The sequence below is a fragment of the Gemmatimonadota bacterium genome (genome assembly GCA_016713785.1).
Taxonomy (GTDB): Bacteria; Gemmatimonadota; Gemmatimonadetes; order Gemmatimonadales; family GWC2-71-9; genus JADJOM01.
Window position 1 is genome coordinate 1,349,220 of record JADJOM010000003.1, and the last position, 12,269, is coordinate 1,361,488.

At 71.8% G+C, this 12,269-nt stretch carries 14 protein-coding genes and 1 pseudogene; 2 read left to right on the forward strand and 13 right to left on the reverse strand.

What is annotated here, in order from left to right:
* Nucleotides 1-152 precede the first annotated feature (152 nt).
* The 5 genes from ypdA to trpS all read right to left on the reverse strand — a co-directional run bounded on the left by ypdA (nt 153) and on the right by trpS (nt 5,694).
* The gene (gene ypdA, locus IPJ95_14065; GenBank protein MBK7924731.1) at nt 153-1,151 is read right to left on the reverse strand and encodes a YpdA family putative bacillithiol disulfide reductase; all 999 of its coding nucleotides are present in this window, start codon (nt 1,149-1,151) and stop codon (nt 153-155) included.
* A complete protein-coding gene (locus IPJ95_14070; GenBank protein MBK7924732.1) occupies nt 1,148-2,431 on the reverse strand; it encodes an adenylosuccinate synthase in 1,284 nt (427 codons plus the stop codon). The genes ypdA and IPJ95_14070 overlap by 4 nt, the downstream gene beginning before the upstream one ends.
* Nucleotides 2,432-2,566: 135 nt before the next feature.
* A complete protein-coding gene (locus IPJ95_14075) occupies nt 2,567-3,643 on the reverse strand; it encodes a M28 family peptidase (protein MBK7924733.1) in 1,077 nt (358 codons plus the stop codon).
* Nucleotides 3,640-4,662 carry a PilT/PilU family type 4a pilus ATPase gene (locus IPJ95_14080; protein MBK7924734.1) on the reverse strand — a complete coding sequence of 341 codons (1,023 nt, stop codon included), beginning with the start codon at nt 4,660-4,662 and terminating at the stop codon, nt 3,640-3,642. The genes IPJ95_14075 and IPJ95_14080 overlap by 4 nt, the downstream gene beginning before the upstream one ends.
* A 36-nt stretch (nt 4,663-4,698) precedes the next feature.
* On the reverse strand, nt 4,699-5,694 hold the full coding sequence (gene trpS / locus IPJ95_14085) for a tryptophan--tRNA ligase (GenBank protein ID MBK7924735.1): 996 nt from the start codon (nt 5,692-5,694) through the stop codon (nt 4,699-4,701).
* Nucleotides 5,695-5,730: 36 nt separating this feature from the next.
* On the opposite strand from trpS, the gene IPJ95_14090 reads away from it, so the two are divergent.
* Entirely contained in the window at nt 5,731-6,525 is a 795-nt protein-coding gene (locus IPJ95_14090; GenBank protein ID MBK7924736.1) for an inositol monophosphatase, read from the forward strand.
* Nucleotides 6,522-7,160, forward strand: coding sequence for a cyclodeaminase/cyclohydrolase family protein (locus tag IPJ95_14095; GenBank protein MBK7924737.1), 639 nt, complete (start codon nt 6,522-6,524; stop codon nt 7,158-7,160). Before IPJ95_14090 ends, IPJ95_14095 begins: the two co-directional genes overlap by 4 nt.
* On the opposite strand, the gene map is transcribed toward IPJ95_14095, so the two are convergent.
* The 8 genes and pseudogenes from map to rplF form a co-directional block, all read right to left on the reverse strand.
* Entirely contained in the window at nt 7,150-7,899 is a 750-nt protein-coding gene (gene map, locus IPJ95_14100; protein MBK7924738.1) for a type I methionyl aminopeptidase, read from the reverse strand. The two genes, IPJ95_14095 and map, sit on opposite strands and share 11 nt — an antisense overlap.
* A 38-nt stretch (nt 7,900-7,937) precedes the next feature.
* Nucleotides 7,938-8,501 (reverse strand): adenylate kinase, encoded by a 564-nt coding sequence (locus IPJ95_14105; GenBank protein ID MBK7924739.1) that lies wholly within the window; start codon nt 8,499-8,501, stop codon nt 7,938-7,940.
* A 137-nt stretch (nt 8,502-8,638) separates the two neighbouring features.
* Nucleotides 8,639-9,952, reverse strand: coding sequence for a preprotein translocase subunit SecY (gene secY / locus IPJ95_14110; protein ID MBK7924740.1), 1,314 nt, complete (start codon nt 9,950-9,952; stop codon nt 8,639-8,641).
* On the reverse strand, nt 9,949-10,386 hold the full coding sequence (gene rplO, locus IPJ95_14115) for a 50S ribosomal protein L15 (protein ID MBK7924741.1): 438 nt from the start codon (nt 10,384-10,386) through the stop codon (nt 9,949-9,951). The genes secY and rplO overlap by 4 nt, the downstream gene beginning before the upstream one ends.
* A 21-nt stretch (nt 10,387-10,407) precedes the next feature.
* Complete coding sequence (gene rpmD, locus IPJ95_14120) at nt 10,408-10,668, reverse strand: 50S ribosomal protein L30 (GenBank protein ID MBK7924742.1); 261 nt, start codon at nt 10,666-10,668, stop codon at nt 10,408-10,410.
* A 3-nt stretch (nt 10,669-10,671) separates the two neighbouring features.
* Nucleotides 10,672-11,349 (reverse strand): 30S ribosomal protein S5, encoded by a 678-nt coding sequence (gene rpsE, locus IPJ95_14125; protein MBK7924743.1) that lies wholly within the window; start codon nt 11,347-11,349, stop codon nt 10,672-10,674.
* Between the two features lie 2 nt (nt 11,350-11,351).
* A pseudogene (locus IPJ95_14130) lies at nt 11,352-11,724 on the reverse strand (50S ribosomal protein L18).
* 2 nt (nt 11,725-11,726) lie between these two features.
* Nucleotides 11,727-12,266 carry a 50S ribosomal protein L6 gene (gene rplF / locus IPJ95_14135; GenBank protein MBK7924744.1) on the reverse strand — a complete coding sequence of 180 codons (540 nt, stop codon included), beginning with the start codon at nt 12,264-12,266 and terminating at the stop codon, nt 11,727-11,729.
* Nucleotides 12,267-12,269 lie beyond the last annotated feature (3 nt).

Genomic DNA, 12,269 nt, shown 5'->3' on the forward strand with positions numbered 1-12,269 from the left:
CGGGGGCGAGGGAATCCCCTTGGGGACGGCCCGGCGGACATACCAAGGGGGCGGAATCCGGTCTCGGATTCCGCCCCCGCTGCCTTGCGCCAATCGCCCAATCGCCTGATCGCCCACGCGCCGGGTTGCCAACCGCCCAACCGCCGAACCGCCTATCCGCCGCCCCCTCGCCGGAGCACCTCGCGCACGATCAGCTCCCCGTGGTCCCGCGCGTTCTCGATGAACAGCCGGTTGGCGTCCTTGCCGCTGGCGATGACGCCCGCCAGGAAGCAGCCGGCCACCGGCGTCATCATGGTGGCCTCGTCGTGGGCCGCCACCCCGGTGGCCTGATCCACCGGCACGCCCAGGCGCTCCAGCAGCTCGGTGTTGGCGTGGTAGCCGGTCATGGCGAGCACCGCGTCGGCCGGCAGGCGGCGGCGGGAGCCATCGGCCAGCGACTCGACCTCCACCTCCGCCGGGGTGATGGCCACCACCCGGCTCCGCCACGCCGCCGTGATGCTGCCTTCCTTGAGGCGGTTGTTGATGTCGGGCAGCACCCAGGGCTTCACCGCCCGGTCGAAGCCCTCCTCCACGTGCACCAGCGTCACCCGGGCGCCGGCCCGCCAGCACTCGAGGGCCGCGTCCACGGAGCTGTTGCCCGCGCCGATGACGATGACGTCCTGGTGCCAGTGCCGGTGGCCCTCGGTGAAGTAGTGCGAGACGTGCGGCAGGTCCTCGCCGGGGACGCCGAGGAGGTTGGGCCAGTCGTAGTAGCCGGTGGCGAAGACCACGTGGTCGGCGTGGTACACGGTGTCGTCGTGGCGGCGGCGCACCCGCACCTCGAAGCCCCCGCCCGGGCGCCGGGCCACGGCGCTGACCTCCTCGCCGGGGCGCGCGTCGAGCCCGAAGTGCTCGGCCACGCGGCGATAGTACAGCAGCCCGTCCCGCCGGGTGGGCTTCTCGTGGCTGGCGATGAACGGCACGCCGCCGATCTCGATCTTCTCCGGGGTGGAGAAGAACGTCATGTTGAGCGGGTAGCGCTCGATGGTGGAGACCACCGTGCGGCGGTCGAGCAGGAGGCACGGAACCCCGGCGCGCCGGGCCGCGACGCCCACGGCCAGACCGCAGGGCCCGGCGCCGATCACCAGCAGCGTGGTGGCTTCGGCGTTCACGACACGCCGATGATCTGGTCGCGCCGGGTCCCCACGCTGACGAAGCGGATGGGCGCCCCGGAGAGGTCCTGCAGCCGGTCGAGGTAGGCCCGGGCCTCGGGCGGGAGGTCGGCGAGCTTGCGGGCGCCGGTGGTGGGCTTCCGCCACCCGGGCAGCATCTCGTACCGGGGCGTCACCCGCTCTAGGGTCCGGATGTCCGATGGCATCTCGTGGCAGTCCTCGCCCTCGAGGGTGTAGTCCGTGCACACCGGGATCTCGGCGAAGGTGTCGAGCACGTCGAGCTTGGTCACCGCCAGCCCGGTCAGGCCGTTCACCCGCACCGAGTACCGCACCACCGTGGCGTCGAACCAGCCGCAGCGGCGCGGCCGGCCGGTGGTGGCCCCGAACTCCCCGCCCAGCTTGCGCAGGTGCTCTTCCACCCCCGGCTCCGCCTGGGTGGGCAGCGGCCCGTTACCCACCCGGGTGGTGTAGGCCTTGACCACCCCCAGCACCTCGTCGATGGCGGTGGGCCCCACGCCCGCGCCGATCGCGGCGCCCCCGGCGGTGGTGTTGGACGAGGTCACGAACGGGTAGGTGCCGTGGTCCACGTCGAGCAGCGCCCCCTGCGCCCCCTCGAGCAGCACCCGGCGGCCCTCCTTGAGGGCCGTGTGCACCATGCAGCCCGCGTCCACCGCCATGGGCAGGAGGCGCGGGGCCAGCCGTTCCAGCAGCTCGTGGTGCTCCCGCTCGGAGGCGAGCTCGCTGCTGCCCATCATGGCCAGCAGCTGGTTGGCGCGCGCCACCCGCTCGGAGAGGAGCGCCTTGGCCGACTCCAGGTGCCGGAGGTCGCCGACCCGCACCCCGCGGCGGCCGATCTTGTCCTCGTACGCCGGCCCGATCCCGCGCCCCGTGGTGCCGATATTCTGGCTCCGCTCGTGCGCCTTGTCGAGCAGCTTGTGGTAGGGCAGCACCAGGTGAGCCCGGTCGGAGATGACGATCCGGCCCCTGGTGTTCACGCCCTTGGCGGTGAGCCCGTCGAGCTCGGTGAAGAAGGTCTCGGGATCGAGCACGACCCCGTTCCCCACCACGCAGGTGCACCGGTCGTGCAGGATCCCCGAGGGAATCTGGTGCAGGATGAACTGGGCATCGCCGATCCAGACGGTGTGCCCGGCGTTCGCGCCCCCCTGGTAGCGGACGACATAGTCCGCCCGCTCGGCGAGCACATCCACCAGCTTGCCCTTGCCCTCGTCACCCCACTGGGCGCCGACGACAACGACGCAGTGCGTCTTCGGATTGAACATGGTCTCTCGACGGCTCGGGGCGGCCGGCCCGGCCGGAGCCGCCGCCCGCTCGTCCACTGGTCCGGAAAAAGAAAAGAGCCCCGCGGGGGGCTCCGGTGCATCCTCTGGGGAAAGCTAGGCGGCGCCGGGCGAAAGTCAACGCGCGGCGCCGAGCGCCCGCCCCACCGCCTCCGCGGTATTCAGCGACAGGGCTTCCGGGGTATCCCGTGGCGTGTGCAGCCGCCGCAGGTCGGCCCAGGAGAGCCGGCCGATGGTCACCGCCGCGCACCCGGCCCGCGCGAAGGGCAGGCTGTCGGTGAGGATCCCGGCCGGCAGCCGCCGCACCCTGAGCCCCTGGGTGATACCCCCGAGCGCTGGCGCCAGCCGGCCCGCCAGGTCTTCACCCCGAGCATCGTGGGCCACCAGATAGAGCGTCCCCTGGTCGGTGAGGGTGTCCAGATTCACCACCTCCACCCCGGCCGGCTCGAGGGTCCTGGCCAGGACCCGGGCCCCGACCAGCCCGAACTCCTCCGCCCCGGTCAGGACCAAACCGGTACCGGCGCCGGAGAGGCCATCCGCGGCGGTGAGCAGGGCCAGCAGCCCGGTACCGTTGTCCCGGGCACCGACCGTCCCGCCTCGGAGCCTCCCACGGGCCGCCAGCGCCCCGCCAGCGAGCGAAAGCCCGGCCCCCACCCCGACGGCCCACCCCGGGAGTGGATCGGCCTGGAAGGGGCGCCAGAGCACCAGCCCCGACAGGACCAGCCCCGCCGCCCCCATCACCCAGACCGCGACCAGCCGGCCCGCCATCGAATGGCCCTGGGCCTTGGTGTCCACATGGGCCACCAGCCACCGTCGCACCGGCTCGGCGTCCCGCGTGGCGACCAGGTTCACGTCCTCACGCCGTTCCGCGCCGGGAACCTCCACCCCGGTCCCGATCCCCCAGGCGAGCAGCCCGAGCGCCGCCGCGCCCCCGAACCACACCAGGGGGGCGAGCACCGCGGGAAAGCGGCCGAGCAGCAAGGGGAGCTCCAGCAGGGTGAGCCAGCCGAGACCCGCGCCGAGGAGGGGAAAGGCCAGGAGGGAGGCGGGCTGGAATCGGAAGCGTTGCTCCCGGACGGTCCAGCCGCGTTCGCGGAGGTGGGTGGACAGGAGGGCCACGGCCCGCGCCGCGCCCTCGGTGCCGGCCTCGCGGGGGGCGGCGATGACCGCGTCATGCACCTCGCGCGGGGTCACGCGCCGAGCGCCGCGGCGGTCTCCGACGCGATGACCCCGGACTCGAGCAGGCGGGACACGTGCTGGTCGAGTGTCTGCATTCCCTCGCCACCGCCCGCGGCCATCAGGTGGCGGAGGCCGGCCAGGCGCTCGGGCTCGCGCAGGATGCCGCGGATCTCGTGGGTGGCCACCATCACCTCCACCACCGGGACCCGGCCCCCCTCGTCCTTCCGGGGCAGCAGCCGCTGCGCGATCACGCCCCGGAGCACCTCGGAGAGGCGGATCCGCCCGATCTCGCGCTCCACGCTCGGGAACATGGCGTGCAGCCGCGCGATGGTGCTGGCCACCTCGGGCGTCGGCAGCGTGGAGATGACCAGGTGCCCCCGCTCCGCTGCCTTGATCGCCGTGTCGAGGGTGTCGCTGTCACTGATCTCCCCGATGACGATGACGTCCGGGTCCTGGCGCAGCGCCGCCTGCAGCCCGATGGCGAAGCTCTCGGTGTCGACCCCCACCTCGCGCTGGGTGACGCTGCACTTGACGTCGCGGTGCAGGAACTCGATCGGGTTCTCCACCGTCACGATGTGGCGATGCAGGTTCTGGTTCACGTGGTTGAGCATGGCGGCCACGGTGCTGCTCTTGCCGCTCCCCGACACTCCGGTGACCAGCACCAGCCCCTGGTCCAGCTCCGCCAGCCGGGCCACGACCTCGGGGAGGTGCAGCTCCTCGATGGTGGGCACGGCGAAGGGAATCACCCGCATCACGATCATGAACGAGGACCGCTGCCGCAGCACGTTGACCCGGAAGCGGCCCACCCCCGGCATCCCCCAGGAGCAGTCGAAGTCCTTCAGGTGATCCAGGCGGGCGCGGTCCTCCTCGCTCGAGAGCAGCTTGAGGGCGATCGCCCGCGTCTGGTCCGGCGTGAGGCGCTGCTTGGTGAGCGGGACCAGCTTGCCGTTGATGCGGGCCCGGAAGACGTCCCCCGCCTTGATGTGCAGGTCGGACGCGCCGCGCTCCACGGCCGCCTTGATGATCTTCTCCATGCGGTTACCCCGTGACGGCGGGCCGTCGGCCCGCCCTCATGCGTTGGTCCGGGCCAGGAAGCCCATGCGCTCGCGCACCGCGCGCATGGTCTCGCCCGCGATGCGGCGGGCGCGCGCCGCCCCATCCCCGAGGATCTGGTGCACCCGCTCCGGGTGCGCCGTCAGCTCGGCGGCCCGGGCGCGGATCGGGTCCAGGGCCGCGTTCATCCCCTCCGCCAGCACCTTCTTGCAGTCGATGCACCCCCACCCCGCCGTGCGGCAGTTCCCGGCCACCGTCTCGACCATGGCCGCCGCGGAGAAGTGCTTGTGCAGCGCGTAGATGTTGCAGTTGTCGGGGTTCCCCGGGTCCTGCCGCCGAAGCCGCGCCGGGTCGGTCTTGGCTGGCCGCAGCTTCTCCCAGACCTGCTCGGGAGGTTCGAGGATGCCGATGGTGTTCCCCAGGCTCTTCGACATCTTGGCCTGGCCGTCGAGGCCCACGATCCGCTTGGCCTCGGTGAGCATCGGCTTGGGCTCGGGGAAGAACGGCTCGCCACCGGCGAACTCCTGGTTCCACTTGCGGCAGATCTCGCGGGTGAGCTCCAGGTGCTGCACCTGGTCCTCGCCCACGGGCACCAGGTCCGCCTTGTAGAGCAGGATGTCGGCCGCCATGAGCACCGGATAGTTGAGCAACCCGGCGGGGATGCTCTCGACCCGGGTAGACTTATCTTTGAACTGCGTCATCCGCTCCAGCTCGCCGATGGGCGTCACCGTGTTGAAGAGCCACATCAGCTCGGCGTGCTCGGGGACGTGCGACTGGACGAACAGCGTCACCCGCTCCGGGTCCACGCCGGCCGCGAGCACGCCGACGGCCATCTCCCAGGTCCGCCGCGCGAGGGTCCCGGCGTCGTACCGACCGGTGATCGCGTGCAGGTCCACCACGCAGTAGAGACACTCATACGATTGCTGCAGCTGGACCCAGTTCTGGACGGCGCCGAGCCAGTTGCCGATGTGCAGCTCGCCGCTGGGCTGGATTCCGGAAAAGATACGAGGCATCGGCGCAAGCTATTGGGACGGGGAGAGCCACGCAAGATGGCATCGGCCAACGACTTACTACGCACCGCCCGCGCCGCCGCCGAGGCGGCCGGCCACTACCTGCGCACCGTGGACCGGCCCGCGGGGCCCGCCGCCTGGATCGCCAAGGGGCGCGCCGACTGGGCCACCGAGGTCGATCGCGAGTCGGAGCGGATCATCGGCGCGATCCTGGCCAGGGAGACTCCCGGGGCACGCATCGTGGGCGAGGAGCTGACCCCCGAGGTGCAGACCGGGGGCCTGGTGTGGATTGTCGACCCTCTCGACGGCACCACCAACTTCCTCCACGGCTTCCCCGCCTTTGCCGTCTCCATCGCGGCGGCGGTGGAGGGCCGGCTGGAAGCGGCCGTGGTGCTGCATGTGCCGCTCAATCGCCTGAGCACCGCCACCCGCGGGGGCGGGGCCTGGGAGGGAGGCCGCCGGCTGGCGGTGTCCACCATCGATGACCCGGCCCACTCCCTGATCGGCACCGGATTTCCCTTTCGCGACTTCGACCGGCTCGACGAGTACCTCGGGCAGTTCCGTCGGGTCGTCCTCGGGTCCACCGGAATCCGGCGCCCCGGGTCGGCCGCCATCGACCTGGCCGACGTCGCCGCCGGGCGGTTCGACGGGTTCTGGGAGCAGCGGCTCTCGGCCTGGGACATCGCCGCCGGCATCCTGCTGGTGCGTGAGGCCGGCGGGCTGGTCACCGACCGCACCGGCCGTGACCTCGGCGTGGAGCACGGCGAGGTGATCGCCGGCAACCCCGCAATCCACCACTGGCTGCTCGACATCATGAGGGAGGACCCGGCGTGAACCCGGACCAGCGCCTCGCAGACGTGCTCGGCGCCATCGCCGAGGGCACCCCGGCCCCAGGCGGGGGAGCCGCCGCCGCCGTCGCGGGGGCGCTCGCCGCGGCCCTCGCCGGGATGTGCGGGCGGCTGGCCCTGCCCCGCGCCGCCCCGGAGGCGCACCCGGGGGTGGAGTCGCTGATCGAGCGGGCCGACGCCCTCCGCGCGCAGCTCGCCGCCCTGGCGGAGCGTGACGCGGAGGCCTATCGCCAGGTGCTCGAGGCCCAGCGGGCCACCGACGGGACCGAGGGAGACCGGCGGCTGCGGAGGGTCGCGGCCTGGCGGGAGGCGGTGCGGGTGCCGGCGGGTGTGATCCGCGCCTGCCGCGAGGTGGCGCTGCTGGCCCGGCGGATGGCGCGCGACGGGCTGCCGGGCGCCCAGGGCGATGCGCTCATGGCCGCGCTCCTCGCGGCGGCGGCGGCGGCCGGCTCGCAGGTCAACCTGCGGCTCAACCTCAACGCCGCGGGGCGGCCCGAGGACCTGCGGGTCCTGGCCGATGAATCGGAGATCCTGCTGCGGGAGACCCAGCGCGCGGCGGCGGATGCCCGGCTGGCGGTGGAGGAGCGGCTGGGCGTGGGCCGCGGGGGGGCTACTGCGTGAGGATGCGGGGCCCGGCCTTGGTGATGGCCACCGTGTGCTCGAAGTGGGCCGACAGGCTGCCGTCGGCGGTCACCACCGTCCACTTGTCCGGCAGGGTCTTCGTGGCGTAGTGCCCCGCGGTGATCATCGGCTCGATGGCGATGGTCATCCCTTCCAGCAGCCGCGGCCCCCGCTTGGGGTGGCCGTGGTTGGGCACCTGCGGCTCCTCGTGGAACTGGGTGCCGATCCCGTGCCCCACCAGCTCCCGCACCACCCCGAATCCCGCCGCCTCCGCCATCGCCTGCACGGCGTGGCCGATGTCGCCCACGTGGTTCCCGATGGTGGCCTGCGCGATCCCGGCGGCGAGGCACTCCTGGGTCACCCGCAGCAGGCGGGTGGCCTCCGGGGCGATCTCCCCTACCGCCACCGTGGTGGCCGAGTCGGCGTGCAGGCCGTCGAGGTGTACGCCCACGTCGATGCTCACGATGTTGCCCTCCCGGAGCACCCGGCGGGTGCTCGGGATGCCGTGGACGATCTCCTCGTTGATCGAGGTGCAGAGCGTCTTGGGGAAGCCGTACAGGCCCTTGAACGACGGGGTGGCGCCCGGGTGGCTGCGGATGAACTCCTCCGCCGCGCGATCGAGGTCCTCGGTGGACATGCCGGGCCGCACCGTGCGGGCCAGCAGGGCCAGGGTCTCGCCGACGATGTGCCCGGCGCGGGCCATCGTCTCGATCTCGCGGGGGGACTTGATGGTGATCATGGCGGGTGCGGGGCCGGGCGGCGGGCCGCCCGGTGGCCCTAGCGGCCGAGCAGGTCCTTCACCCGGCCGGCGATGGCGTCCACGGTGCCAATGGCGTGGATCATGTGCACCCCGCCCCGGGCCTGGTACCAGGCCAGCACCGGCGCGGTCTGCTCCCGGTAGGCCGTGAGCCGGGTGGCGACGGCCTTCGGGTCGTCGTCGGCGCGACCCTCGATGGTCCGGCGCTTCTCGATCCGGCCGAGGATCTCCTCGTTGGTCACGTCGAAGAAGAGCACGTGGTCCATGGCCCGGCCCAGCTCGGTGAGCAGGCGGGTCACGCCCTCGGCCTGGGGGACGGTGCGCACCACCCCGTCGAAGATGACCCCGTTGCGGGCCTCCGGCTTGCCGAGCTCCTCGCGGACCACCCCCATGATGATCTCGTCGCTGACGAGCTGACCGGCCTCCATGATGGCCTTGGCCTTGAGCCCGACGGGCGTGCCGCGCTTGACGGCGTCCCGGAGCAGGTCGCCGGTGGCGAACTTGGGGAGGCCGAGCCGCTCGGAGAGGATGGCGCCCTGCGTGCCCTTGCCGGCGCCCGGGGGACCGAGGAGAAGGATGTTCATACCGGTGTCCGTGCAGAAAGGTAAGAGGGACCGGCTCGCTCTGTCATCGGGGAGGCTCGAAGCAACGAAGGATCCCTGGTGTGGCACTCAGGGATCCCTCGCGGCGCTCCGGACGGCGGTCGGCCCGGGGCCGGCCGTCACATGAAGCGCTGCTGCCGCCCGCGGAACTTGATCCGCCCCGTCTTCATGAAGCTGTCGTACTTGCGGAGCTGGAGGTGCTGCTGGATCTGCGCGATGGTGTCGAGCAGCACGCCCACCACGATCAGCACGGAGGTGCCGCCGAACTGCTGCTGGAACCCGAGCTGCTTGGTCATGGTGACCGGGATGATCGCGATGATCGCGAGGAACAGCGCGCCCGGCAGGGTCACGCGGGCCAGGACATTGTCGATGTAGTCCGCGGTGCTGGCGCCCGGCTTCACGCCCGGGATGAAGCCGCCCTGCTTCTTCAGGTTCTCCGCCAGGTCCACCGAGTTGAAGATGATGGACGTGTAGAAGTAGCTGAACAGCAGGATCAGGATCGCGAAGGTCAGGTCGTACGGAAGCTCGCCGGGGGTGAAGAAGTCGGCCATGTTCCGCATCCAGGTGTTCTGGGTGAAGCTGGCCAGGGTCCCGGGGACGATGATGATGGTCTGGGCGAAGACGATCGGCATCACGCCGGCGGTGATCAGCCGGATCGGGATGAAGGTCTTCTGGCCCTGCGTCATGCGGCCGCGCCCCATGACCTTCCGGGGGATCTGCACCGGGATGCGCCGGGCCGCCAGGTGCATCGCGGTCACCGCGGCCACCACGGCCACCAGGATGGCGCCGAAGAGCAGCATCTTGCCGATCGACAGCGCGCCCTCGCGCCAGAAGCCGACCATCTGCACCAGGCCCGGCCAGAGGCGGTCGAGGATCGAGAAGGTGATGAGCAGGCTCATCCCGTTCCCGATGCCGCGCTCGGTGATCTGCTCGCCGAGCCACATGACGAAGATGGCGCCGGTGGTGAGCACCACGACCATGGCGAGCCGGGTCCAGAAGGTCGGGACCGGGACCGCGCCGGGGATGCTCTCGGTGAAGACCGCGAAGGTGTAGGCCTGCGCCAGGGCGATGCCGACCGTGATGTAGCGGGTCCACTGGGTCAGCTTCTTCTTGCCCTCCTCGTCCTTCTGCATCTTGCCGATCGAGGGCACGATGCCCCCGGCCAGCTGGAAGATGATCGAGGCGGAGATGTAGGGCATGATGCCGAGGGCGAACACCGTGGCGCGGGAGAGCCCGCCGCCCAGGGTGTCGTACAGCCCGAAGAACCCGGCGGCGGCCGAGTTCCGGATGAAGTCGGTCACGGCCTGGACGTTGACGCCGGGCGCGAAGATGTGCGCGCCGACGCGGTAGATCACCAGGGCGAGGAGGGTGAACCCGATCTTCTTCTGCAGCTCCGGGTCCATCCCGAGGCTGGGCCGGGTGGCGGCGGTCATTCGGCGCTGATCTTCCCGCCGGCCTGCTCGATCTTGCTCTTCGCCGCGCCGGAGAGCTTGACCCCGGAGACGGTGTAGGCGCGATCCACCGCGCCGGTCCCGAGGAGCTTCACCGGCACGTCGCGCTTGGCGATGAGCCCGGCGGCGTGGAGGGTGTCCGGATTGACCTCGGTGGCGGTGAGGCCGCCGAGATCCTTCAGGTTGACCGGCTGCGCGATGACCTTGAACGGGTTGGTGAACCCGCGCTTGGGCAGCCGCCGGTACATCGGCATCTGGCCGCCCTCGAAGCCCGGATTGGTCTCACCGCCCTGCCGGGCCTTGTGGCCCTTGTGGCCGCGGCCGGAGGTCTTGCCCTTGCCGGAGCCGGGGCCGCGCCCCACGCGCATCTTGCCCTTGGTCGACCCGCGGGCCGGCCGGAGGTTCGAGAGCGTGATCGTGGAGTTCTTGTCCGCCATTTACTTCTCCTGGGCCGGCGCCACCTCGATGAGGTGGCGCACCTTGAACAGCATTCCGCGCACCGAGGCGGTGTTCGGGACCTCGGACACCGACTGGTGCCGCTTGAGGCCGAGCGCCTTGAGGGTCCGCCGCATGGTCACGGGGTGCCCGATCCCCGAGCGGATCTGCTTCACCCACAGCCGCTTGGCCTGGGCCTCGGTGGGCACCTTCGCCGCGTGATAGGCCGGGCCCTGTCGCCCGACGACTGGATTGCGCCCCATCGGTTACGCCTCCTGCGGGGCGCGATAGGCGATCTGGTCCGCCTCCACGCCACGCTCCCGCGCCACCTGGCGCGCGGTGACCAGCTGCTGGAGCCCGTTGAGCGTCGCCCGCACCATGTTGTGCGGGTTGTTCGAGCCCAGGCTCTTGGTGAGGATGTCGGTGATGCCCGCGCAGGCCAGCACCGAGCGGATCGGGCCACCGGCGATCACGCCGGTGCCGCTGGCCGCGGGCTTGAGCAGCACCCGGCCCGCGCCGTGCCGGCCGAGGACCTCGTGCGGGATGGTGGCGCCGACGCGCGGCAGCTCGACCATCGTGCGCTTGGCCGCGTCGACCGCCTTGCGGACGGCCTCGGAGACCTCGTTGGCCTTGCCGGTCGCGATGCCGACCTTGCCCTTGCCGTCGCCGACGGCCACGAGGGCGTTGAACGAGAAGCGCCGGCCGCCCTTGACCACCTTGGCCACGCGGTTGATCGCCACGACGTTCTCGATGAACTCGCTGTGCTCCTGGTCGCGGTCGCCGCGCTTGCCACCCCGGCCGCGCCCGCCGCCCTGGCCGCCGCGCCCGCCCTGGCCGCCGCGCCCGCCGCCGCCCTGGCCGCCGCGCCCGCCCCGGCCGCGCTGCTCGCCGCCGCCCTGCGGAGTGGCGGTCTCGCCGCCGGTGGTGCCCTGTTCGTCCGCCATGTCTAGAACTCCAGTCCGGCTTCGCGCGCGCCGTCGGCGACGGCCTTCACGCGACCGTGGTAGCGATAGCCCGCGCGGTCGAAGACGACACGGGTGATGCCGGCGGCCTTGGCCTTCGCCGCGAGGACCTTCCCCATCCCCCTTGGCCTTGCCGACCTTCCCGGCGCCCTCGGGGGTCACGCCCTCGGAGACATCCGAGACGCCGAGGAGGCACACGCCGCGGTCGTCGTCGACCAGCTGGGCGTAGATGTGCTTGAGCGAGCGGAACACCGCGAGCCGCGGCCGCTCGGCCGTGCCGGCGACCTTCTTGCGCACCCGGAGGTGCCGCCGGGCCCGGAGTTCCTGCCGCGTGGACGGCGACTTGACTGCACGCATCGTTACTTGGCTCCTGTCTTGCCGGCCTTCCGGCGGACCGTCTCACCCTGGTAGCGCACGCCCTTGCCCTTGTAGGGCTCGGGCTTCCGGAGGCTGCGGATCTCCGCCGCCACCTGGCCGACCAGTTCCTTGTCCGGGCCCTCGATCTTCACGATGGTGTTGTTGTCCACCGTGAACTTGATCCCCGCCGGCGTCGGATAGTGCACCGGGTGGGAGAAGCCGAGCGCCAGCTGCAGGCCGGTCGGCTTGGCTTCGGCCTTGTAGCCCACGCCCTGGATCTCGAGCGTCTTGAGGAAGCCCTTGGCCACCCCGTCCACCATGTTCTGGACCAGGGTGCGGGTCAGGCCGTGCAGCGCCTTGTGCCGGGCCTCGTCGCTGGGCCGGGTGACGAGCACCTGCTCGCCCTGGACCGCGATCTGGATCTCCGGATGGAAGGTGCGGGTGAGCTCGCCCTTGGGGCCCTTCACGGACAGGGTGTGCCCGTGGAGGGTGAGGGTGACGCCCTTGGGCACCACCACCGGATGCTTGCCGATTCGGGACATGCG

Excerpts from the sequence above, each read along its gene's own strand:
- IPJ95_14070 (MBK7924732.1), bottom strand. The coding sequence starts at position 2,431 with ATGTTCAATCCGAAGACGCACTGCGTCGTTGTCGTCGGCGCCCAGTGG.
- IPJ95_14080 (MBK7924734.1), bottom strand. The coding sequence starts at position 4,662 with ATGGAGAAGATCATCAAGGCGGCCGTGGAGCGCGGCGCGTCCGACCTG.
- trpS (MBK7924735.1), bottom strand. The coding sequence starts at position 5,694 with ATGCCTCGTATCTTTTCCGGAATCCAGCCCAGCGGCGAGCTGCACATC.
- IPJ95_14090 (MBK7924736.1), top strand. The coding sequence starts at position 5,731 with ATGGCATCGGCCAACGACTTACTACGCACCGCCCGCGCCGCCGCCGAG.
- map (MBK7924738.1), bottom strand. The coding sequence starts at position 7,899 with ATGATCACCATCAAGTCCCCCCGCGAGATCGAGACGATGGCCCGCGCC.
- IPJ95_14105 (MBK7924739.1), bottom strand. The coding sequence starts at position 8,501 with ATGAACATCCTTCTCCTCGGTCCCCCGGGCGCCGGCAAGGGCACGCAG.
- secY (MBK7924740.1), bottom strand. The coding sequence starts at position 9,952 with ATGACCGCCGCCACCCGGCCCAGCCTCGGGATGGACCCGGAGCTGCAG.
- rpmD (MBK7924742.1), bottom strand. The coding sequence starts at position 10,668 with ATGGGGCGCAATCCAGTCGTCGGGCGACAGGGCCCGGCCTATCACGCG.
- rpsE (MBK7924743.1), bottom strand. The coding sequence starts at position 11,349 with ATGGCGGACGAACAGGGCACCACCGGCGGCGAGACCGCCACTCCGCAG.
- rplF (MBK7924744.1), bottom strand. The coding sequence starts at position 12,266 with ATGTCCCGAATCGGCAAGCATCCGGTGGTGGTGCCCAAGGGCGTCACC.